At 60.5% G+C, this 21,237-nt stretch carries 21 protein-coding genes; 12 read left to right on the top strand and 9 right to left on the bottom strand.

Translation table 11 applies throughout. The features are described 5' to 3' along the window. Nucleotides 1-6 precede the first annotated feature (6 nt). From parC to DBR16_RS06450, 3 genes are read left to right on the top strand one after another with little or no spacing between them, the layout of a single operon-like run. The gene (gene parC / locus DBR16_RS06460; RefSeq protein WP_109260425.1) at nt 7-2,286 is read left to right on the top strand and encodes a DNA topoisomerase IV subunit A; all 2,280 of its coding nucleotides are present in this window, start codon (nt 7-9) and stop codon (nt 2,284-2,286) included. Nucleotides 2,287-2,329: 43 nt separating this feature from the next. Beyond that, entirely contained in the window at nt 2,330-2,884 is a 555-nt protein-coding gene (locus DBR16_RS06455) for a LemA family protein (protein WP_109260424.1), read from the top strand. A gap of 9 nt (nt 2,885-2,893) precedes the next feature. Beyond that, nucleotides 2,894-3,907: a M48 family metallopeptidase gene (locus DBR16_RS06450; protein WP_109260423.1), complete on the top strand. Its 1,014-nt coding sequence runs from the start codon at nt 2,894-2,896 to the stop codon at nt 3,905-3,907. On the opposite strand, the gene DBR16_RS06445 is transcribed toward DBR16_RS06450, so the two are convergent. The 7 genes from DBR16_RS06445 to DBR16_RS06415 all read right to left on the bottom strand — a co-directional run bounded on the left by DBR16_RS06445 (nt 3,904) and on the right by DBR16_RS06415 (nt 11,564). Further along, nucleotides 3,904-4,434 (bottom strand): GNAT family N-acetyltransferase, encoded by a 531-nt coding sequence (locus DBR16_RS06445; RefSeq protein WP_109260422.1) that lies wholly within the window; start codon nt 4,432-4,434, stop codon nt 3,904-3,906. The genes DBR16_RS06450 and DBR16_RS06445 overlap by 4 nt on opposite strands. Continuing rightward, the gene (locus tag DBR16_RS06440) at nt 4,427-6,016 is read right to left on the bottom strand and encodes a TRAP transporter large permease (RefSeq protein WP_109260421.1); all 1,590 of its coding nucleotides are present in this window, start codon (nt 6,014-6,016) and stop codon (nt 4,427-4,429) included. Before DBR16_RS06440 ends, DBR16_RS06445 begins: the two co-directional genes overlap by 8 nt. Then, nucleotides 6,017-6,796 carry a TRAP transporter small permease subunit gene (locus DBR16_RS06435; RefSeq protein ID WP_109260420.1) on the bottom strand — a complete coding sequence of 260 codons (780 nt, stop codon included), beginning with the start codon at nt 6,794-6,796 and terminating at the stop codon, nt 6,017-6,019. A gap of 3 nt (nt 6,797-6,799) precedes the next feature. After that, entirely contained in the window at nt 6,800-7,915 is a 1,116-nt protein-coding gene (locus DBR16_RS06430) for a TRAP transporter substrate-binding protein (protein WP_109260419.1), read from the bottom strand. 1 nt (nt 7,916) lies between these two features. Beyond that, on the bottom strand, nt 7,917-8,681 hold the full coding sequence (locus DBR16_RS06425; protein ID WP_109260418.1) for an arginyltransferase: 765 nt from the start codon (nt 8,679-8,681) through the stop codon (nt 7,917-7,919). A 46-nt stretch (nt 8,682-8,727) separates the two neighbouring features. Continuing rightward, nucleotides 8,728-10,557, bottom strand: a complete 1,830-nt coding sequence (locus DBR16_RS06420; protein WP_109260417.1) for an SLC13 family permease — start codon at nt 10,555-10,557, stop codon at nt 8,728-8,730. Nucleotides 10,558-10,658: 101 nt separating this feature from the next. Beyond that, a complete protein-coding gene (locus DBR16_RS06415) occupies nt 10,659-11,564 on the bottom strand; it encodes a flagellar motor protein MotB (RefSeq protein WP_109260416.1) in 906 nt (301 codons plus the stop codon). A 90-nt stretch (nt 11,565-11,654) separates the two neighbouring features. On the opposite strand from DBR16_RS06415, the gene DBR16_RS06410 reads away from it, so the two are divergent. Genes DBR16_RS06410 through DBR16_RS06400 form a run of 3 tightly spaced genes read left to right on the top strand, consistent with a single transcriptional unit; the run spans nt 11,655 to nt 14,021 of the window. Next, the gene (locus DBR16_RS06410) at nt 11,655-12,119 is read left to right on the top strand and encodes a flavin reductase family protein (RefSeq protein ID WP_161539425.1); all 465 of its coding nucleotides are present in this window, start codon (nt 11,655-11,657) and stop codon (nt 12,117-12,119) included. A 9-nt stretch (nt 12,120-12,128) separates the two neighbouring features. Continuing rightward, nucleotides 12,129-12,998, top strand: coding sequence for an NAD(P)-dependent oxidoreductase (locus tag DBR16_RS06405; RefSeq protein ID WP_109260414.1), 870 nt, complete (start codon nt 12,129-12,131; stop codon nt 12,996-12,998). After that, nucleotides 12,999-14,021 carry a TIGR00341 family protein gene (locus tag DBR16_RS06400; protein WP_109260413.1) on the top strand — a complete coding sequence of 341 codons (1,023 nt, stop codon included), beginning with the start codon at nt 12,999-13,001 and terminating at the stop codon, nt 14,019-14,021. 53 nt (nt 14,022-14,074) lie between these two features. On the opposite strand, the gene DBR16_RS06395 is transcribed toward DBR16_RS06400, so the two are convergent. Further along, on the bottom strand, nt 14,075-14,398 hold the full coding sequence (locus DBR16_RS06395) for a hypothetical protein (protein WP_109260412.1): 324 nt from the start codon (nt 14,396-14,398) through the stop codon (nt 14,075-14,077). A gap of 145 nt (nt 14,399-14,543) precedes the next feature. Here DBR16_RS06395 and DBR16_RS06390 point away from each other — a divergent pair, with 145 nt between their 5' ends. Continuing rightward, nucleotides 14,544-15,173, top strand: coding sequence for a trimeric intracellular cation channel family protein (locus DBR16_RS06390; protein WP_109260411.1), 630 nt, complete (start codon nt 14,544-14,546; stop codon nt 15,171-15,173). Here DBR16_RS06390 and hemB read toward each other — a convergent pair. Beyond that, on the bottom strand, nt 15,170-16,153 hold the full coding sequence (hemB, locus tag DBR16_RS06385) for a porphobilinogen synthase (protein WP_109260410.1): 984 nt from the start codon (nt 16,151-16,153) through the stop codon (nt 15,170-15,172). The genes DBR16_RS06390 and hemB overlap by 4 nt on opposite strands. A gap of 84 nt (nt 16,154-16,237) precedes the next feature. On the opposite strand from hemB, the gene DBR16_RS06380 reads away from it, so the two are divergent. The 5 genes from DBR16_RS06380 (at nt 16,238) to hemA (ending at nt 21,206) form a co-directional block, all read left to right on the top strand. Next, nucleotides 16,238-17,374, top strand: a complete 1,137-nt coding sequence (locus DBR16_RS06380; RefSeq protein WP_109260569.1) for an isobutyryl-CoA dehydrogenase — start codon at nt 16,238-16,240, stop codon at nt 17,372-17,374. Continuing rightward, nucleotides 17,371-18,429, top strand: a complete 1,059-nt coding sequence (locus DBR16_RS06375; protein ID WP_109260409.1) for an enoyl-CoA hydratase/isomerase family protein — start codon at nt 17,371-17,373, stop codon at nt 18,427-18,429. Before DBR16_RS06380 ends, DBR16_RS06375 begins: the two co-directional genes overlap by 4 nt. A 3-nt stretch (nt 18,430-18,432) precedes the next feature. Beyond that, nucleotides 18,433-19,326: a 3-hydroxyisobutyrate dehydrogenase gene (gene mmsB, locus DBR16_RS06370; RefSeq protein WP_199288378.1), complete on the top strand. Its 894-nt coding sequence runs from the start codon at nt 18,433-18,435 to the stop codon at nt 19,324-19,326. 73 nt (nt 19,327-19,399) lie between these two features. Then, the gene (locus tag DBR16_RS06365) at nt 19,400-19,891 is read left to right on the top strand and encodes a MarR family winged helix-turn-helix transcriptional regulator (RefSeq protein ID WP_109260407.1); all 492 of its coding nucleotides are present in this window, start codon (nt 19,400-19,402) and stop codon (nt 19,889-19,891) included. Between the two features lie 100 nt (nt 19,892-19,991). Continuing rightward, complete coding sequence (hemA, locus tag DBR16_RS06360; protein ID WP_109260406.1) at nt 19,992-21,206, top strand: 5-aminolevulinate synthase; 1,215 nt, start codon at nt 19,992-19,994, stop codon at nt 21,204-21,206. Nucleotides 21,207-21,237: the final 31 nt, after the last annotated feature.

Below are 21,237 nucleotides of genomic sequence, written 5' to 3'. Positions count from 1 at the left end.
TGCAGCATGGGCGATGTCTTCACCCCCGAAGGCGGGGAAATTTTCGAAGAACCTTTTGATGAGGCACTGTCCAAGCGCTATCTCGCCTATGCCCTGTCGACGATCACTCAGCGCGCCTTGCCGGATGCCCGCGACGGGCTGAAGCCCGTCCACCGCCGCATTCTGCATGCGATGCGCGTGCTGAAACTGAATCCGCGCGATGCGTTCAAGAAGTCGGCGCGGATTGTCGGGGACGTCATCGGTAAGTTTCACCCGCATGGTGATCAGGCCGTTTATGACGCGCTGGTGCGGCTGGCGCAGGATTTTGCCTCGCGCTATCCGCTGGTCGAGGGGCAGGGCAATTTCGGCAATATCGATGGCGATGGCGCTGCGGCGATGCGCTATACCGAAACACGCCTGACGGAGGCCGCCGAGCTGCTGCTTCAGGATATTGATCAGGGCACGGTCGATTTTCGCGAAACCTATGACGGGTCGGAAGAAGAGCCCGTGGTTCTGCCCGCGGCCTTTCCGAATCTGCTGGCCAATGGGGCCACCGGTATTGCGGTGGGGATGGCAACGTCCATTCCACCGCATAATGCTCATGAGCTGTGCCGCGCATCGCGGACGCTGATTGCCCATCCGGATACCTCTGTCGCTCAGCTTTTGAGGTCGGTGAAAGGCCCGGATTTTCCAACCGGCGGGATTTGCGTGGAATCGCCGGAGGCGATCCGCGAAGCCTATGAAACGGGGCGGGGCGGTTTTCGGCTGCGCGCCCGGTGGGAGATCGAGGATCTGGGCCGCGGAACCTGGCAGATCGTGGTCACCGAAATTCCCTACCAGGTTCAGAAGTCCAAGCTGGTCGAACGCATTGCGCAATTGCTGGATCAGAAGAAGCTGCCGCTTCTGGAAGATGTGCGCGATGAAAGTGCGGAAGATATCCGACTTGTTCTGGTGCCCAGAAGCAAGAATGTCGAACCCGAGCTGTTGATGGCGGCATTGTTCAAGATGAGCGAGCTGGAAAACCGGATCTCGCTCAATCTGAACGTCCTTGACCAGTCCGGTACGCCGCGGGTGATGAGTCTGAAGGATGTGCTGCGCATCTGGCTGGACCATCGCCGCGAAGTCGTGGTGCGCCGGGCCAATACACGCCTGGCAAAGGTCGAGGACCGGCTGGAAGTGCTGGCCGGATATATCATCGTCTATGCCGATCTGGACGAGGTGATCCGGATCATCCGCTTCGAGGATGAACCCAAGGCAAAACTCATGGCCCATTTCGACCTGTCGGACCGGCAGGCCGAGGCCATCCTCAATATGCGCCTTCGTGCGTTGCGGAAGCTGGAAGAGTTGGAAATCCGCAAGGAGGAAGCCAATCTTAAGGATGAGCGCGGCGATCTCAGAACGCTGATTGGCTCCGAGCCCGTGCAATGGGAAAAAGTTGATGCCGAAATCGCGGAGGTCGAAGCCGCCTTCGGTCCCAAAACCGCGATCGGCGCACGACGGACCGAGATCAATACCGCCGGGATTGTGGAATACGATGCCGAGGCGGTCGCTGAATCGCTGATCGTCCGGGAATCCATACTGGTCGTGGTGTCGCAGAAAGGCTGGATCCGTGCCCTGAAAGGCCATTCCCACGACATCGGGGCCATTGTGTTCAAGGAAGGCGATAGCGCGCTGTTCACAGTAAAATGTGAGACCGTCGACAAGCTGATCCTGTTCGCTACGGACGGAAAATTCTACGCCATTGATGCGTCCAGACTGCCCGGCGGCCGTGGCCATGGTGATCCACTGCGCCTGCATGCCGGCCTGCCGGAAGATGCCGCGCCGGTTGCCTTGTTCCGGCATGAACCGGAGCGTGAATTGCTGATCGCCTCGCGGGCGGGCAACGGATTCCGTGTGAAAGAGGCGGATGTCTTTGCCACGAAGAAGGGCGGCAAGCAGGCCCTGAATGTCGGAGACGGCGAGGCCATTGCCTGCGTGCCTGTAACCGGAAGCAAGATTGCCGTGTCCAACACCAAGAAGCGCCTGTTGATCTTCGATGTCGCGGACCTGCCGCAAATGGCGCGCGGGAAAGGGGTTCGCCTGATGGGCGGAAAAGGTGCTGAATTGCTGGATGTTGCGACCTTCGATCCGGCAGATGGACTTGCCTGGATTGACGGTGCCGGACGGCGTCATGTTTTCGAGGACTGGAAAGACTGGGAAGGCAAGCGCGCGCAAGCAGGCATGGCCCGGCCGCGCGGTTTCCCGAAAACCGGAAAATTCATGCCGGCGGACCCGGTTGCGGTAGCGCGCGCCATGGATTCGGCGTAATCAGCCCGTAGTGAAAAATTGAATGAAACCGGAGGGATTTTAGATGGAATGGATTATCCTGCTCGTGGTCGTGGTTGTTATCGCGTTTTTCGTGATTGGCATCTACAACCGTCTGGTCGCTCTGCGACAGACAACCAATCAGGCTTGGGGCGATATTGACGTGCAGCTCAAACAGCGCGTCGATCTGATCCCCAACCTCGTCAACACCGTGAAAGGCTATGCCAGCCACGAGAAAGAGACCCTGGAAAACGTCATCAAGGCGCGCCAGGCCTCGGTCGATGCGACAAATGTGAAGGATCAGGCCCAGGCGGAGAACATGCTGACCGGCGCGCTGCGTCAGATCTTTGCCCTGTCGGAAGCCTATCCTGATCTGAAAGCGAACGAGAACTTCCTGTCGCTGCAGAACGAGCTCGCGGACCTCGAAAACAAGATCGCGGCCGCCCGCCGTTTCTTCAACAATGCGGTCAGTGAATTCAACACGGCGGTCGAGCAATTCCCGGCGGTTATCTTTGCCAGCATGTTCGGCTTCCAACAGCGTGATTTCTTCGAAGTGGCTGATCGGGCCGCGGTCGAGAATGCGCCTGAAGTAAAATTCTAGGTCCGCTTCATGATGGGCGCGGTCGGTCTCCGCACGCATATCTGGAACAATAATCTGAAATCCGTGCTGCTACTGGCCGGATTTCCGTTCCTTTTGATGTTGCTGGCGTTTGCCGCCGCGCTTGTCATGACCGCCATGGATGGTGGCGGCACCTATTCCGCCGGCAAGGACGGGTTCGGACTGGGCGCGGATTTCGGGGCCGCTCTGGAAAACTGGCCGGTCATGGCGCTCTGGTCCGTTATCATTGCCGGTATCTGGTTCGTGATCGCCTGGTTCGGGCACCAGGCGATGATCGACATGGCGACCGGTGCACACTCCGTCACCCGCCAGGATGAGCCGGAACTCTATAATCTGCTGGAAAACCTGTGCATTTCCCGCGGTCTGACGATGCCGAAACTGAAAATCATCGAAACGGAGATGATGAATGCCTATGCCAGCGGTCTGACAGAAAAACAGTATGCCGTGACCGTGACACGCGGCCTGATGCGCAATCTGAACAAGGCCGAGCTGGAAGCCGTGCTGGCACATGAATTGAGCCATATCCTCAACCGGGATGTCCGGCTGCTGGTGATTTCCGTGATATTTGTCGGCATTTTTTCCTTCGTGGCGCAAATCGTCTTCCGCTCCCTGTTCTGGAGCGGGCTTGGTGGCCGGTCGTCCGGCCGCCGCGGAAATGCGGCGCTCTTGATGATCATTGCCATCGCCATCGTGGCCATTGCCTATTTTCTGGCCATCGCCATCCGCTTCGCCCTGTCGCGCAAGCGCGAATACATGGCGGATGCCGGGGCGGTGGAACTGACCCGCAATCCGGATGCCATGATTTCGGCGCTCGAGAAAATCTCAGGTCATGCCGAGATCGATAACGCGCCGGACGGTGTGCGCGAAATGATGATCGAGAATCCGAAAGCCGGTTTTGCCGGGGTTTTTGCGACCCATCCGCCGATTGAAAAGCGGATCGAAGCCCTGATTGAATATGCGGGCGGACAGCGCGGGGCAGGCAGCACGAGCGTGCCGTCCGTCTAGGTCCGTTCCATCAGTACGACGGTCACGCCGTCGATCAGGCCTTCACCGTAGGGCTTGTATCCAAGGCGCTCCGCAATCCTGATAGAGGCGATGTTGCCGGGTTCGATCATGCAGATCGTACGTCGGCGGCCGTGGGTGTCATCCATCCACTTCATGCAAGCGGTCATAGCTTCGCGCCCGTAGCCCTGACCGTGAACCGTTTTGTCAATGACATACCCGATCTCGGGGTCTCCTGAGAAACCGGCAGGCTGTTCGCGCTTGAAATCAGCAAAACCGACCAAGCCGATAAAGCGGTCCGATTCGCGTTCATCCAGTGCCCAGTATCCGTATCCGAGAATGGGCCAGTAACCGGCACTGGAAACAATCCGGCGCCAGGACTCATAGGGCGTAGAGGGCTTGCCGCCGACGAAGCGGACATTTTCCGGATCCGACCAGATACGGCAAACAGGCTCGAAATCATCAGCGCGCAAGGGCCGAAGCCGCAGGCGCCCGGTTTCGATCACCGGCGCAACGAGATGCCTAGTCATAGAGCAATTCCGGAAGGCCGGTCGCCAGCCAGGGCAGGAGTGCGACCAAAATGATGACAATCAGCTGGATGCCGACGAAGGGCAGGGCGCCGCGATAGATCGCCCCGGTCGTGACTTCGGGCGGAGCGACCCCTCTCAGATAGAAGAGTGCGAATCCGAAGGGCGGGGTCAGGAAGCTGGTCTGAAGGTTCAGGGCCATGAGCACGCCGAGCCAGACGGGGTCGATTCCCATCATGAGCAGGATGGGCGCAACAATGGGAACCACCACGAAGGTGATCTCGATAAAATCGAGGAAAAATCCCAACAGGAACATGACCAGCATGACAATAGCCAGCGCCCCCCACTTTCCGCCGGGCACGGCTTCCAGGGCGGCCTGTACGGTGGCATCTCCGCCCAGTTCCCGGAAAATGAGGGAGAATAAGGCGGCCCCGATGAGTATGACAAACACCATGGACGAAATCTGGGCCGTGGCCCGCATCACATCGTCGAGAACGCCGGTCTTCTTCAATCGCCAGAGGGCGGCCGCCGCGCCGAGGAGTGTTAGCGCAACCAGGCCATAGGCCAGATACAGCCCGGCCTGCTCTCCGGTGGATATGTTTTCCCGCCCGATGCGAAGATCGACGAAGAGCGTCATGGCAATCAGCAGGATGAGCGACAGGGCCCCAAGCCCGGACAAAGTCCGTCCGAAACCGGGATTGCCGTGCGCGCCGGCATTGCGGAATCCGGCCAGGAAAGTGGCCCCCACGGCCCCCACGCCAGCGGCTTCTGTCGGTGTGGCCAGACCGGTGAGAATGGAGCCCAGCACCGCGATGATCAGACCCAGAGGCGGGATCAAGGCCCGAAGGATGCGGCCCAGCGAGGGGCGGGCCTCCTGTGGGGCAGGCGGGGCCTTGGCCGGTTGGGTGATGGCGACGAAAATCTGGTAGCCGATATAGGCGGCCACGAGGAGCAGGCCGGGAATCAGGGCGCCGGCGAAGAGGTCTCCCACCGAGACGATATCCGGAGAGAAAATTCCCTGCGCCCTCTGGGCTTCCTGATAGGCGTTGGAAATCTGGTCCCCCAGGAGCACCAGCACGATGGAGGGCGGTATGATCTGCCCGAGCGTGCCCGCTGCGGCGATGGACCCGGAGGCGAGACCCGGATCGTATCCGCGTTTGAGCATGGTCGGCAGAGAGAGCAGGCCCATGGTCACGACCGTTGCCCCGACAATGCCGGTCGAAGCGGCCAGCAATGCCCCGACGACAACAACAGAAATGCCCAGCCCGCCCCGGAACGTGCCGAAGAGCGCGCCCATGGCTTCCAGCAATTCCTCGGCGACCCTGGATTTCTCCAGCATCACGCCCATGAACACAAAGAGCGGGACGGCGACCAGGATGGAGCGGTCCATTTCCATCATGTTGCCGTAAATCCGCTGCGGGAAGGCGCGCAGATGAATGGGGTCGAAAACGTCGAGGAGCAGACCGATTCCGGCGAAAGCCAATGCCACACCGGCCAGCGTGAACGCGACCGGATAGCCACGCAGCAGGGCGATAAAGGCGAAGGCAAACATGAGGAAAGGAAGGAGGTCGATGAAGGTATTCATCTAGAGCTCCCGATCCACGGCGGCCGCATGTCCCGGTGCAGTCTTGCCGGACACCGTCAATGCCGCCCTCAGAGCCGCTGCGAGCCCTTGCAGGATTATCATGACGGCAAAGAGCGGGATTGCCGTTTTCAGGATGAATACCAGGGGCAGCCCGTCACTTTCCCGCGAGCGTTCGAGGATCCGCCAGCTGGCATTGATATAAGGCGTCGAGACCCAGAGGATCAGCAAGGCCATCGGAAACAGGGCGAGATAGGTGCCGATCAGGTCGGTCCAGGCTTTTCCGCGTTCGGAGAGTTTGGCGTAGAAAATATCCACACGGACATGGCCGTCTGCCAGCAGGGTCGAAGCGGCGGATAACAGGAACAGCAAAGCGTGCATGTAGATCACGGTTTCCTGCAGCTTTGTCGAAGCAAAACCGAAGACATAGCGTTGGATGACGACCGTTGCGGTGACGATCACCAGTCCCAGCGCCAGCCAGCGTGCCGCATCCCCGATGACCGTGCTGATGGCATCAAAGAGGGATATCAATTTACGAAAAGCGGATTCCAGAACCGGCGGCAATCCGGCGATACGTCCCCAGACGCCGCCGAGGAGTGGCAGCAGCAAGAGGGGCGACAGGATCAGCCCGGCCCAACCGGCCAGACGACCGGCAGGCAAGACCGTCTGATAGAGGCTGGAACCCATCCAGGCCGATAGGCTGCCGGCGGTGAGGCCATCCAGCACCATCACGATGATGATGCCGGCGATGATCAGGACGATCAGCCAGTCTCCCCCGCGCATGGCCTAGCCGCCCAGAACGCGTTCACGTTGCGCAAAATAGGGATATTCCGAGACACGCCCCCAGACGCGGCCGCGGTTGCGGGCGGCCATATAGCTGTCATAGACACGCCGTGTCATCGCATCGGTATTGGCGACGTCCGCAACCACCTGTTCCGAAATCTCGCCAATCCTGAGCCAGGCTTCATCCGGGAAGGACCGCAATTGCACGCCATGCTCGTTCTGCAGGACATCCAGGGCGATGGCATTCTGGTGGGCATATTCGGCCAGGGCCATATTGTTGCTGGCCCGGCAGGCGGCGCGGATGATGGCCTTGTGATCCGTATCGAGCCCGTCCCAGACGCCGGCATTGATGCCAAGCCCGAGCGCCGAGCCCGGCTCGTGGAAGCCGGGGCCATAATAGTATGGTGCCTCGCGATAGAATCCGAATGCCAGATCATTCCACGGCCCGACCCATTCGGTGGCATCAATCGTGCCATTCTGCAGGGCCGGATAAATCTCTCCGCCTGACAGGGCGACCGCCGCCCCGCCGAGTTCGCGCAGCACATTGCCGCCGAGGCCCGGTATCCGCATGCGAAGGCCACGGAAGTCTTCCAGCGAATTGATCTCGCGCTTGAACCAGCCGCCCATCTGGTGACCGGAATTGCCAGCCTGGAACGCCACCACGCCGAATTCACGGCCCAGCTCCTCCCAGAGTTCCTGGCCGCCGCCGAATTCGACCCAGGCCATGATTTCTTCGGCGGTCATGCCGAGCGGAACGGCGGTGAAGAAATTGAAGGCCGGGGACTTGCCTTGCCAGTAATACTCGGCGGCATGATACATGTCGGCCGTGCCGGTCGCTACGGCGTCGAAGGCTTCGAATGCGCCGACAATTTCGCCTGCGGCATGAACCTCGACTTCCAGCGATCCGCTGGACATGGCGTTGCAGAACTCCGCCACACGTGTTGCGGCGGTGCCGAGGCCCGGGAAATTGGCCGGCCAGGTCGTGACCATGCGCAGGCGCCGCGTGCGCCTCGTCTGGACGTTGGGTGCAGCGACGCTGCTGTCTTCCCCCTGGCTGCAGGCTGTCGCCACCGTGGCGGCGGCAATGCTCGCGCCGCTCAGGAATGTCCGCCGATCCATATCAATCTCCCCCAAAATCCATTTCGGTCTGTCTGCCGAATTCGGTGTCTTCAAACCGCCGCCAGCCTGACGATGTCAGGATTTCCAGCGGACGGTAACGCGATTTGTAGGCCATTTTTTCGCTGCCCGGCACCCAATAGCCCAGATAGACATAAGGCAGGCCCTGTGCCTGCGACCATCGCACTGCATCCAGTATGATGAATTTGCCGAAGCTGCGGGCCGGCTGTTCCGGATCAAAGAAACTGTAAAGCAGGGACGGGCCGTCGCGCAGCCGGTCGATCAGGGCGGCGGCGCGCAATGTGCCGGCGTCATCACGATATTCAACGACATCGGTGCGTTGGGCCCCGTCCTCGATCATCATGACGTAATCGGCAAAGCTCATGCCCGCCATATCTCCGTCGCCATGCCGGGTGTCGAGATAGCGCGAGAGCAACTGGAATTGCTCCATCGTGGCGTGGGCGGGTTGTTCTTCCCGGCTCAGATCGTCATTGGCCTTCAGGACTTTCCGGTTCGAGCGGGAAAAGCTGAAGGCGTTGACCGGAATGCGCGCAGACCGGCAAGCATCACAACCTTCACAGGCCGGGCGATAGAGCACGGCCTGTGAGCGGCGGAATCCGGCATGGGTCAGGGCATCATTCAGCGCAGGGCCGTCGCCGGGTTCGAGACGGGTAAACAGTTTGCGTTCCAGCCGTCCGGGCAAATAGGGGCAAGGCCCTGATGCGGTCAGGTAGAAGGGAATCTGGCGGGTTGTGAACGGATGCGTCACGGAAGGGCTCGAATCCTTGCTTTTCTCATCAACTCAGACTGCACGTTCAGAAACCGAAATGAAATGCCGCGATGCCAGTGAAAGCCAGCCACAGTATGATGACAAGGGGTGCCCCGGCCTTGATATAGTCGGCAAAGCGGTAATGCCCGGGTCCCATGACCAGAAGATTGGTCTGATACCCGATCGGTGTTGCAAAGGAGGTGTTGGCGGCAAACAGGACGGTCAAGGCGAAAATGGCCGGATCCTGCCCCATCTGGTTGGCAGCACCGATGGCAATGGGGGTGAACAGGATGGCCGTGGCATTGTTTGAAAGCACGTTGGTGAGCAAAGCGATCAGGATGAACAATACCGAGACCAGAGCGACCGGCCCGTAGGGTTCGAATGTCGACACTACCGTTCCGGCAATGAAATTCGCAGCGCCTGTGGATTGCAGGGCCGTGCCCAGCGCAAAGGCCGAACCGACCAGCAGGTAGACGCGCATATCGATGGCACGGGCAGCCTGCCGGGAATTCAGGCACCCGGCGGCGATCATGCCGACGGCACCGAGAATCGACGCATGGACGATCGGCATCAGATTGGTCGCGGCGGCAACCACCACGCCGGCAAAGATGATGAGGGCGAAATTGGCGCGCCGCGGATCGGGCAAATCGGTTGTCGCCCAGGCCATCAGCAGCAGGTCGCGGTCATTGCGCAGGTTGCGCAGGGCATCTGCCTTGCCGAACAAAAGCAAGACATCTCCGGCTTCGATGCGGATTTCGCCCATTTTCTTTCGGATCATGCGTGACCGTCTTTGCACGCCCAGAACAACACAGCCCGTCAGATGGCGAAAGCCGATCTGTTCAACCGTGCGGCCGATCAGGCGCGAGCCCGGTGGAATGACCGATTCCGACAGGCCGAGGCGCTCTCCGGGTGAGGGCTCGTCTCCGCCGGGCCCGCTTTGCAGGAGGCCACGCAGATATTCGGCGCGAGAGGTCAGCAGATCGGACAGGGTCTTGCGGGTTGCGGCAACAATCAGAAGATCGCCTGCACGCAGTTTGACATCATCAAATGGCGGCAGAATGGCGTGCTCGCCGCGCTGGATCATCCGCACCGTGATATCCGGGAGGTCCGGAAACATGCCGGCGACCGGCGATTGTCCGCGCAAAGGGTGTTCACGTGTGACTTCGAGCTGGGCAATGAATTGCTTGCCATCGCCCCCTGCGATCTCGCGCTCCATTGTCGCGCGCTCTGGCAAAAGGCGCGGGAGAATGAAGGCCACATAGAGGACGCCAATCAGTGCCAGTACGATGCCGTATTGAGTGGGTGCGAAGAAGTCGAGAGTCACACCGGTGAAGGCCGAATAGCTGTCAGAGACCAGCAGATTGGTCGACGAGCCGATCAGCGTCGTCATGCCGGCGAGAATACAGACATAGCTGAGCGGGATCATGATCTTGGAGGGCGAGGCACCCATCCGGCCCGCGACGGCCACAAGGATCGGAATGAACATCACCACGACCGGTGTGTTGTTGATGAAGGCGCTGACCACGAAGACGAACACGAAAATCGACAGCAGGGTCATCAGCGGCCGTTTGTCGTAGGAGGCCAGCAGACGCTGTGTCGGGCCATCCATGGCACCGGTCTGGAAAATGCCCTGACCGACAACGAGCAACGCCATGATGGTCAGAAGCGCCGGATTGGCAAAGCCGGCCAGGATCTCCGCGGCACCGGGATTGTCCTCCGGAATCGGGAAAAACTGGAAAAAGACCAGAACCACTGCGACAATGGCCGCAGAGACGATTTCAATCGCGTACTTTTCCCAGACATAGAAGACGATTGAAATCGCCACGAGGGCCATGGCGGCCCACATCTGCCATGTCTCTGCGACGATATCGAGCATGCCTCACGCCCTGTGTCCTGCGCCCGCAATTCATGGCGGGCCGGAAAGACTAGCATGAGTGGGACGGCGTGAGGCGAGCCCTTTTTGCTGTGAACTGTGGATTACCTGTTGAGGCCGTGCCCGGGGGCAATCACCGGGGCTTCGCGCAGCAAAAGGATCGAGATGCGGCGATTTCCCGGCATGTAGGGATCGTCGGGATAGAGCGGTTCGGAGCCGGCGCGCCCGGTCACTTCCGCAATCCGGTCGTCATTCAGCCCGCCTTGCTGGAGAATGGCGCGCGCGGCGTTGGCGCGGTCGGCTGACAGATCCCAGTTGGAATAGGCATCGCCAGGGGCCGGCGCCGAATCAGTATGGCCGGAAATCGCCACACGATTTGGCAATTGCTGGGCAATTTCGGCCACGGCCCGCAGGAGAATGACAGCGCGGTCATTGGGCTCCACAGAGCCCGGATTGAACATCGGGCGGCCTTCCTCATCGACCAGCTGAATGCGCAGACCTTCCGGTGTTTCCTCGATGATCAGCTGGCGCGTCAGCTCGGCCAGTTCCGGCATTTCCTGCAGGGACTGCCGCAGAGACATTTCGGCCGAAGCAAACTCGGCTCGTTCCCGGCGTTCGCGGGCCGCCGCCATGGCATCCGCGCTGACGGATTGCGTGGTCTGCTCGCGGGTTTCATCAGGCGTTTCGGGGTCATCCTGAACTGCGTCCGGGGACAGGCGTTCAATGGTCGATGAGGTGCCCCGGGCCCCGCCGCCATCTTCGCCAAGGGCGGTGCCCGCCAGAATGCCGCCGCCGCCGGAATTGGTCGGGGCGACACTTGCGGGCGCAAAATAATCTGCAATTCCCTGACGCTGTTCGGGTGTTGTGGTATTGATCAGCCACATCAGCAAAAAGAAAGCCATCATCGCGGTCACGAAGTCGGCATAGGCCACTTTCCAGGCGCCGCCATGGTGACCATGGCCGCCGCCCTTCTTGATTTTCTTGATGATGATCGGTTGATCCGAAGCCATCACAACACCACCCTGTTTGTTCTTCTTTGAAGGCGGAGTATGTCCCAACACGGTTAAAGTCCGGTTTCGAAGCGATTCGGAGATTGTAAATTGTCGCCATCACAGTCATTTCGCGAGGCCATGTCGCGCTATCCCACCGGTGTGACGGTCGTGACCGCGTATCATGACGGCAAGGCGTACGGTATTACGGCGAATTCGTTTGCCTCCGTTTCGCTGAAGCCGCCTCTGGTCCTGTGGTCGATTGCAAAGTCGGCAGACCGCGCGGATATTTTTCTTGCCGCGAAAAGTTATGCGATCTGTTTTCTCGGCAAAGCGCAGGCGGATATCGCCCGGTTCTGCGCCGAAAATGACGGCCTTCCGGACGGGCAATGGTCTGAAAACAGACATGGCTTTCCGGTGATTGACGGGGCAGGCGCCGTCCTTGCCTGCCGTCAGCATGCCGTTTATCCCGGCGGTGACCATGACATCATCCTCGGCGAGGTCATGGGAATTTCAGTGAAGGAAGACGCCGGGGCGCTGACCTTTCACCGCAGCCGGTACGGCCAGCTCGATTAGGGGAACGGCATGGTTCATTGCGCATTTCTGGGGCTTGGGGTGATGGGCTACCCGATGGCCGGTCATCTGGCCGGCAAGGGCCATCAGGTCACGGTCTGGAACCGGACAGCAGACAAGGCCCGGAAGTGGGCCAAATTCCACACGGGAAAGGTCGCTGTCACACCGGAAGATGCCGCCGCTGAAGCTGATTTTGTCTTTCTCTGCCTGGGCGATGATCCGGATGTGCGCGCAGTTGCGGAAAGGATTGTCCCGGTGATGAAGCGGGGCTCGGTCCTGGTCGATCACACAACAGCCTCTGCGGAATTGGCGCGGGCGCTGCATCAGGAATGCAAGGCGCGGGATATCGGTTTTGTCGATGCGCCGGTTTCGGGCGGTCAGGCCGGGGCAGAGAAGGGGCAGCTGGCGATCATGTGCGGCGGTGACCCGGATGTTTTCGCCTATGCCGAACCGGTGATGGCAAGTTATGCCAAGGCGGTCACATTGATTGGCGCGGCCGGATCCGGCCAGCTTGCCAAGATGGTCAACCAGATCTGCATTGCCGGTGTGGTACAGGGGCTGTCCGAAGGACTGCACTTCGCCGAACAGGCCGGGCTTGATGCGGAGAAAGTCATCGGCGCGATTTCCAAGGGCGCAGCGCAATCCTGGCAGATGGAAAACCGCTGGCAGACCATGGTGGCGGGTGAATTCGAGCATGGTTTTGCGGCCGACTGGATGCGCAAGGATCTTCGCATTGCGCTCGACGAGGCGCGCAATAATGGCGCGCGCTTGCCGGTTGCGGCGCTAGTCGACCAGTTCTACGCCGAAATCCAGGCGATGGGTGGTGGACGGTGGGATACTTCCAGCTTGATCGCGCGATTGAAAAACGCCGATAAACGCTAGATGCGTCTGATCGAGCTCTCCTTTCCCGAAACGGTTGATACCCAGCCACTGCTGAAATCCTGCCTGCGGGCCAATCCGGTCGATCACCGGCTGGAACCGGCAGATGATCGGGGCCGCCGCGTCTTGCGTCTCTACTTCAAGACGGGCGAGGGGCAGGAAGCGATTGACGCAATCCAGGGCTTGCTGGCCGACACGGATGACTGGCGGCTTGTGGTTATCCCGATCGAGGCCACCTTGCCGAAGATCGAGGCGGAGGAAGACGCCGAGACCAGCCGGAAGCGGCGGACGCTGGCCCTGCGTGAAGAGTTGTTCGAAGACATTGCCGCCGGCGCCAAACTGAATCGTGACTTTCTGGTTCTGACGGCCTTGTCCGCGGTTGTGGCGGCGCTTGGCCTCAATGCCAATAATGTTGCCGCGGTGATCGGGGCAATGGTGATTGCGCCGCTGCTGGGGCCGATTCTGGCATTTTCCTTTGCGTCTGCGCTGGGCGATCTGGACCTGATGGCGAAGTCGGCGCGGACCGCGGTTGCGGGGCTGGCGCTCGGCCTGGCGGTCAGCTTTGCGCTCGGCATGGCCCTGCCGGTCAATTCGCTGAGCGGCGAGCTGGTCTCCCGGACGATTGTCGGCGTGGATACGACTGCTCTGGCGCTTGTTTCCGGCGCGGCGGCGGCGCTGTCCATTTCCACGGGAATCTCCAGCGCGCTGGTCGGGGTCATGGTGGCGGTGGCCTTGCTGCCGCCTTCCGCTGCGATGGGGCTCTATGCCGGGGATGGCGAATGGATGATGGCGGCGCGGGCCGGTCTCTTGCTGTCGATCAATGTGGTGAGCGTCAATCTGGCCGCGCTTTTCACATACCGGGTCAAGGGCGTCCGGCCCCGGACCTGGCTGGAACGCAAGTCGGCCAAGCGCTCGGTCCTCGTGAACTATGCGGTGTGGGCCCTGCTGATCATTATTCTGACCGTCGCGGCCTGGCAGGTGACGGTCCATGATGCGGCGCTGGCATCAGCGATAGACGGGTCATGAAAAACCCCGCCCGCAGTGCGCGGACGGGGTTTGCTCAGGCGTTGCCGGCGTCGTTATTCGCTGGCGCCCGGTATAAGGCGCTCGACCGTGGCCATGACGATGACCATCAGCGAGGCTGCGCCCAGAACGGCGCCATAATTGGCGAAGATGGCGTTCAGATACTCGCCGACCGCCGGGATGGAGCCCAATGCAGTGGAGCCGCCCGCAATCAGGAAGATGGCGGCCAGTATCAGGGCCTTGCGGTGATCGCCCTTGACGAAGAAACCGCTTGCGAGCCCCAATAGCGCAAGGATAAGTGCGCCATACTCAAAGGTTACGAACGCAAACACGATGGCTGCCAGAAACGCGACTGCCCAGATGATTTTGTCGAGTGACATGAGTCTCCCCCTTTGTTTTGCTTGTCAGATGACGCAATCGTCACCTGCTGCAAGGCGAGATTAGTTGGTGAATCGACTGATTGGGCAAGCCCAAAAACGAAATGACCGATTCCGTATATTTGGATAATTCGAAAGGCTGGCAGCTTTGACCGTCGATTTACTCTTTCTTTTTCTGGACTATAGCGGCGTCACTGTGTTCGCCTTTTCCGGGGGGATGCTGGCGGCGCGCAAGGAGCTTGATCCCTTTGGCGCGGCTATTCTCGGCGCGGTCACGGGTATGGGGGGCGGCACGCTCCGCGATGTCCTGCTGGGGGAATTGCCGGTCTATTGGGTGGATGCGCCGGATTACCTCTGGCTGGCGCTGATCGGGGCGTTGATCGGGTATTACACCTCCCCCTGGGCTCAATCCCTGGCCACACGCCGGGCGGCTCTGGCCTGGGCGGATGCCATCGGCATGTCGGTGTTTTGCGTGCTCGGTGCAAAGGCCGGGCTCGCCGCGGGAGCGCACTGGTCGATTGCCCTGCTGACCGGGGTGATGAGTGCGGCCTTTGGCGGATTGATCCGGGACATCATCGTTAATGATGTGCCACTGGTCCTGCGCGCAGAGATCTACGCTTTGGCGGCGCTGGCGGGGGCGGGTGCCTATGTGCTGGCCATTACGCTCGGTATCGGGGCCGGAACCGCTGCAGTAGGTGCGGCGCTGCTGGCCTTTGTCATCCGCGGCTGCGCCATCCAGTTCAACTGGACCCTGCCGCCGATCGGCAAGGTGGGTTAGGTCAGAATCTCCGCCGCCTTTGGCGCGAAGTAAGTGATAATCCCCGCCGCACCGGCGCGCTTAAAGGCCGTCAGACTTTCCATCATCACGCGGTCGCCATCAATCCAGCCATTGGCGGCTGCAGCCTGGATCATGGCGTATTCGCCGGAGACCTGGAAGGCGAAGGTCGGCACGCCAAAAGCCTCCGAGATCCGGCGCACAATATCGAGATAGGGCAGGCCGGGCTTGACCATCACCATGTCGGCGCCTTCCTCGAGATCCATGGCGACTTCACGCAAGGCCTCCTCGGTATTGGCGGGGTCCATCTGGTAGGTCTTCTTGTCGCCCTGCAGGACCGCACCGGAGCCGATGGCTTCACGATAGGGGCCGTAGAAACCCGACGCGTATTTGGCAGCATAGGAGAGGATCATCGTGTCGGTGAACCCTTCCATTTCCAGCGCTTCGCGGGTCGCCCCGATACGGCCATCCATCATGTCGGACGGGGCGATCACATCACAGCCCGCCTGCGCCTGAATGAGGGCCTGCCGGGTCAGGCGGTTCACGGTTTCATCATTCAGGATGATGCCGTCTTTCATGACGCCGTCATGGCCATGGATTGTGAAGGGATCGAGCGCGACATCGCAGATGACACCGACATTCGGGGCCGCGTCCTTGATGGTCTTTATGGCCTTCGGCACCAGGCCGTCAGGATTGAGTGCTTCGGAGCCGTCCGCGTCTTTCTTCTCCGGGTCGATATGCGGGAAAATCGCCATCGCTGGAATGCCCAATTGTTCCGCGCGCCTTGCCGCATCGGCCAGGGCCTTCAGACCCAGACGCTCGACGCCGGGCATAGCCGCCACGGGCTCTGTCGGATCAGCGGTGTCCGAGACCACAACCGCCCAGATCAGATCATTCACGGTCAGCACATTTTCCTGCACCAGGCGGCGTGACCAGTCGGCCTGCCGCAAACGGCGCAAGCGTGTTGCTGGAAATGTGCTCATCGTGATCTACCCTCGCAGCTTGCCCAATCGCATGGTCCACGTTAGGCCTTCGCGGCCTTTTTCAAAACCCGGATGGAGCCTGATTTGCACTTCGAGCTCAATGAAGACCAGAGCCTGATACAGGACGCTGCGCGCAAATTCGCCGATGACCGCCTGAAGCCGTTCGCGGCGGAGTGGGATGAAAACAAGCATTTCCCCGAAGATGTTCTGCGTGAAGCCGCCGAAATGGGCTTTGCCGGCATTTATACGGGCGACGAGTTCGGCGGATCGGGAATGACACGGCTCGATGCCTGCCTGATCTTCGAACAATTATCGCGTGGGTGTGTTTCAACGGCCGCTTACATCTCCATCCACAATATGTGCGCCTGGATGATCGACAGCTGGGGCGATGACCGCCAGCGGGCGAAATTCCTTCCGCCGCTGATGTCGATGGAGCATTTCGCCTCCTATTGCCTGACCGAGCCGGGAGCCGGATCCGATGCGGCCTCGCTGCGCACCAAGGCGGTCAGGGATGGCGATGATTATGTGCTGAATGGCTCGAAAGCCTTCATCTCCGGTGGCGGGCGATCCGATATCTATGTCGTGATGGCGCGCACGGGCGGCGAGGGGCCTTCCGGCATTTCCACATTCGTGGTCGAGAAAGGCACGCCGGGCCTGTCCTTCGGGGCGAATGAGAAGAAGCTGGGCTGGAATTCCCAGCCGACTGCCGTGGTGAATTTCGAGGATTGCCGCATTCCGGCCGCCAACCGGCTGGGCGAGGAGGGCATAGGCTTCAAGATCGCTATGAATGGCCTGAATGGCGGCCGTGTGAATATCGGCGCCTGTTCACTGGGCGGGGCGGCGGAGGCGCTGGATGTGGCGGCTGATTACGTTCAATCCCGCAAACAGTTCGGCAAGCCGATCTCCGGCTTCCAGGTCACCCAGTTCAAACTCGCCGACATGTCGACCGATCTCGAAGCTTCGCGTCTGATGCTCTACCGCGCGGCTGCAGCGATCGATGCGAAAGATCCGTCCACGCCGAAACTCTGCGCCATGGCCAAAAGGTTTGTGACCGATGCCTGCTTCGACATCGTCAATCAGGCACTGCAACTGCATGGCGGCTATGGCTATCTGAAGGATTATCCGATCGAGCGGATTTTGCGCGATCTGCGGGTCCACCAGATCCTCGAAGGCACCAATGAAATCATGCGCGTCATCATCGCCAAGGATGTTTTGAAATGAGTGACGAAATTATTGCCCGCAAGACCGGCCAGACCGGCCGTATCACGCTCAACCGTCCCAAGGCGCTGAACGCACTGTCCATGGATATGGTCCATGCGATGACCGAGGCGCTGCTGGCCTGGAAAGACGATGACAGTATCAGAGCGGTGGTGGTCGATGGCGAGGGCGAGAAAGGCTTTTGCGCCGGCGGCGATATCCGCATGTTGCATGACAGTGGCAAGGCCGGCGGTGAAGAGGCCTGGCGCTTCTGGCATGATGAATACCAGCTCAATACGCTGATCAAGGAATATCCCAAGCCCTATGTGGCGCTGATTGACGGCATCACGATGGGGGGCGGTGTTGGCATTTCGGTGCACGGTTCACACCGCGTGGCCGGTGACCGCACCATGCTGGCCATGCCGGAAACCGGGATCGGTTTTTTTCCGGATGTCGGCGGCACCTATTTCCTGCCGCGCCTTGCCGGGGAGACCGGCATGTGGATGGGGCTGACCGGGGCGCGCCTGAGAGCGGCCGATTGTGTCGCGACCGGCATTGCCACGCATTACACGCCGTCCGCTGATCTTCCGGCTCTGATCGCGGCACTGGAAAGCGCTGACCTGTCGGACGAGGACGCGCTGGAGGTCATTCTGGAAGAACATTCCGGCGATCCGGGCGATTCCGATCTGGCGGTGACACGCGGGCTGATTGATGCGGCCTTTGCCGGGGATGATGTGGCGGCGATGGTTTCGCGGATCACCGAAGCGGGGGATAGCTGGTCGCAGAAGCAGGCAAAGATCATCGCCACGAAATCACCCACATCGCTGAAACTGACCTGCGCGGCGATCCGCAGCGGGGCGGACAAGTCATTCGAGGATGTGATGCGGCAGGAATTGCGCCTGTCGACGCATTGCCTGGGCGGGGTGGATTTCTACGAGGGCGTGCGGGCCGTCATCATCGACAAGGACAATGCGCCGCGCTGGTCCCCGGCGACGCTGGACGCGGTGGATGATGCGATGATTGCGGCGTATTTCGAGCCGCTCGCCAAAGATAAAGAATTGTCGTTTCTGGGAGAATAGATCATGGCCATTATCGCATTCATCGGACTGGGCAATATGGGCTCGGGCATGTGCGCCAACCTGGCCAAGGCCGGGCATGAGGTGCGCGCCTTCGATCTGAGCGCGGAAGCCGTCAAGCGCGCCGAGGGGGCCGGGGCCAGAGGCGCAAAAAGCGCGGCTGAAGCGGTCTCCGGTGCGGATGCCATCGTTACCATGCTGCCCGCCGGCAAACATGTCCGCGCCGTCTATGAGGGCGAGATTTTTGACGCTGCGCAGCCGGGCACGGTCATCATGGATTGTTCGACCATTGACGTGGCGACGGCGAGATCCGTGGGTGAGGCGGCTGCGGCCAAAGGATTCCTGTTTGTGGATGCGCCGGTCTCCGGCGGTGTGGCGGCGGCCGATGCCGGCACGCTGACCTTCATGGTCGGTGGCCCGGAGGCGGCTTTTGCCAAGGCGGAGCCCTTCCTCTCGAATATGGGCAAGGCCGTGATCCATGCCGGCGATGCCGGCACGGGACAGGCGGCCAAGATCTGCAATAACATGCTGCTCGGCATTACCATGATCGGGACGTGCGAAGCGTTCGCGCTGGCCGACAGATTGGGTCTGGATCAGCAGCGCTTCTTCGACATTGCCTCGAAGGCATCCGGCCAGTCCTGGTCGATGACAAGCTATTGCCCGGTGCCGGGTCCGGTCGAGACGTCACCCGCAAATCGCGGCTATACGCCGGGTTTCGCCACGGCCATGATGCTGAAGGATTTGAAGCTGGCCATGGATGCGGCCGCAACGTCGGGCGCCTCGACGCCATTGGGCGCGCAAGCCGAGGCGCTCTATGCGCTGTTTGACAATATGGGCGGTGGAAGTTCCGACTTTTCAGCGATTTACAAGCTGCTGCAGGGCAGCTGGAATACGGAATAATCGGTTTTTAACGAGTTTCGGTTAGCGTTTCCGCAAAATAACAAAATGTTGTTGGGTGGAATGGAGAACCGATATGGCCCTGGCTGAAAGCCTGAAGCCGGCTGCGGAAACGCGCACGGACTATCTGGAATTGCTGCAACGTGTCGAGCGCCTTCACCGGCAATTGCTCGATGTTGTAAAGGACGAGCTGGATCGCGAACACCTTCGCGAGCTGACGAGCGTGCAGGCCTTGTTGATCTACAATATCGGCGACCAGGTGCTGACGGCGGGCGAACTGAAGTCGCGCGGCCATTATCTGGGCTCGAACGTCTCCTATAACCTGAAGAAATTGGTCGATCTGGGCTTCGTCAACCAGGAGCGGTCCAATAATGACCGCCGCACGGTCCGCATCAGCCTGACCGAAGCCGGCCGTGATGTCAGTGATCGCCTGTCCGGTCTGTTCGCGCGGCAGTCCCATGCGCTGGAGCCTTCTGGCGGTCTGAATACGGCGACAGTCGAAGCGACCAATGTGGCGCTGGATCGTCTGGAGCGTTTCTGGACCGATCATATCCGGTTCCGGCTGTAATTTTTCCGGCTGCGTCCTTTCGTCCAACTCGCCAAAGCGCCGGAATTGTTCCATTAGGGTCGTTAAGTTAAACTTAGACGACTCTGGTGACGGTGATTCCATGGACTATCAGGACGCATTCAAAACGGCGGTCTCCCGTGTGCGCGCGGAAGGCCGCTATCGCGTCTTCGCCAATTTGCGCCGCTATAAAGGCCAGTTTCCGAAAGCCCGCTGGCGGACAGATGAAGGCGATGTCCGCGATGTCACTGTCTGGTGTTCCAATGACTATCTCGGCATGGGGCAGCGCGCCTGCGTTACCGAGACCATGAAGCAGGCGATCGACGATGTCGGCGCCGGAGCTGGCGGCACCCGCAATATTTCCGGAACGACAAATTATCATGTCGAACTGGAGCGTTCGCTGGCCGACCTTCATGACAAGGACGCCGCGCTGCTCTTTACCTCGGGCTATATTTCAAATTCGGCGACCATTGGCACGCTTGGCAAAATCCTGCCGGGCCTGATCATTTTTTCAGACGCGCTAAATCACGCCTCCATGATTGAAGGCGTCAAAGGCGCGAAATGTGAAAAGCATGTCTGGCGGCATAATGATGTCGCACATCTCGAGGAATTGCTGCGCGCGGCACCGCTGGACGCGCCGAAACTGATCGCCTTTGAATCCGTCTATTCAATGGATGGCGATATCGGGCCGATCAGGGAAGTCTGCGATCTGGCCGACAAGTATAATGCCCTGACCTATCTGGATGAAGTACATGCGGTCGGCCTCTATGGCCTGCGTGGCGGCGGCATTGCCGAACGCGAAGGGCTGATGGATCGTGTCGATATCATCGAAGGCACGCTCGGCAAGGCCTATGGTGTCATGGGGGGCTATATCGCAGCCGATGGCGATCTCGTCGATGCGATCCGGTCCTTTGCGCCCGGATTCATCTTCACGACATCTCTGGCACCTGCGCTGGCGGCTGGCGCCCGTGCCTCGGTCGAATATCTGAAGTCCGCCCACGAATTGCGCGAGGCGCACCAGGAGCGCGCCGCGACACTGAAACAACGCCTGCGGGATGCCGACTTGCCGGTGATGGATTCGGAAACCCACATCGTGCCGCTCTGGGTCGGGGATCCGGTCATGTGCAAGCGCTTGTCAGATGCATTGCTGGATGATCACGGTATCTACGTTCAGCCGATCAATTATCCGACCGTTCCCCGCGGAACGGAGCGTTTGCGGTTCACGCCGACCCCGGCGCACAGCGATGCCATGTTCGACGAGCTGATTGACGCCTTGCAGGAAATCTGGGTCCGGTTCCGGGCCCGGCGGGTCGCCTGACCGGCGCGCCGAAGCCGGCGCCAGCCTCCCT

This window comes from Hyphobacterium indicum (assembly GCF_003129605.1).
GTDB lineage: Bacteria > Pseudomonadota > Alphaproteobacteria > Caulobacterales > Maricaulaceae > Hyphobacterium > Hyphobacterium indicum.
Note: the sequence above shows the minus strand (reverse complement) of the source record. Positions and strands in the feature narration are given on the sequence as shown.

Excerpts from the sequence above, each read along its gene's own strand:
- DBR16_RS06455 (WP_109260424.1), top strand. The coding sequence starts at position 2,330 with ATGGAATGGATTATCCTGCTCGTGGTCGTGGTTGTTATCGCGTTTTTC.
- DBR16_RS06415 (WP_109260416.1), bottom strand. The coding sequence starts at position 11,564 with ATGGCTTCGGATCAACCGATCATCATCAAGAAAATCAAGAAGGGCGGC.
- DBR16_RS06420 (WP_109260417.1), bottom strand. The coding sequence starts at position 10,557 with ATGCTCGATATCGTCGCAGAGACATGGCAGATGTGGGCCGCCATGGCC.
- DBR16_RS06375 (WP_109260409.1), top strand. The coding sequence starts at position 17,371 with ATGAGTGACGAAATTATTGCCCGCAAGACCGGCCAGACCGGCCGTATC.
- hemA (WP_109260406.1), top strand. The coding sequence starts at position 19,992 with ATGGACTATCAGGACGCATTCAAAACGGCGGTCTCCCGTGTGCGCGCG.
- DBR16_RS06440 (WP_109260421.1), bottom strand. The coding sequence starts at position 6,016 with ATGAATACCTTCATCGACCTCCTTCCTTTCCTCATGTTTGCCTTCGCC.
- DBR16_RS06400 (WP_109260413.1), top strand. The coding sequence starts at position 12,999 with ATGCGTCTGATCGAGCTCTCCTTTCCCGAAACGGTTGATACCCAGCCA.
- DBR16_RS06445 (WP_109260422.1), bottom strand. The coding sequence starts at position 4,434 with ATGACTAGGCATCTCGTTGCGCCGGTGATCGAAACCGGGCGCCTGCGG.
- DBR16_RS06430 (WP_109260419.1), bottom strand. The coding sequence starts at position 7,915 with ATGGATCGGCGGACATTCCTGAGCGGCGCGAGCATTGCCGCCGCCACG.
- DBR16_RS06395 (WP_109260412.1), bottom strand. The coding sequence starts at position 14,398 with ATGTCACTCGACAAAATCATCTGGGCAGTCGCGTTTCTGGCAGCCATC.
- DBR16_RS06365 (WP_109260407.1), top strand. The coding sequence starts at position 19,400 with ATGGCCCTGGCTGAAAGCCTGAAGCCGGCTGCGGAAACGCGCACGGAC.
- mmsB (WP_199288378.1), top strand. The coding sequence starts at position 18,433 with ATGGCCATTATCGCATTCATCGGACTGGGCAATATGGGCTCGGGCATG.
- hemB (WP_109260410.1), bottom strand. The coding sequence starts at position 16,153 with ATGAGCACATTTCCAGCAACACGCTTGCGCCGTTTGCGGCAGGCCGAC.
- parC (WP_109260425.1), top strand. The coding sequence starts at position 7 with ATGGGCGATGTCTTCACCCCCGAAGGCGGGGAAATTTTCGAAGAACCT.
- DBR16_RS06450 (WP_109260423.1), top strand. The coding sequence starts at position 2,894 with ATGATGGGCGCGGTCGGTCTCCGCACGCATATCTGGAACAATAATCTG.
- DBR16_RS06405 (WP_109260414.1), top strand. The coding sequence starts at position 12,129 with ATGGTTCATTGCGCATTTCTGGGGCTTGGGGTGATGGGCTACCCGATG.
- DBR16_RS06435 (WP_109260420.1), bottom strand. The coding sequence starts at position 6,796 with ATGCGCGGGGGAGACTGGCTGATCGTCCTGATCATCGCCGGCATCATC.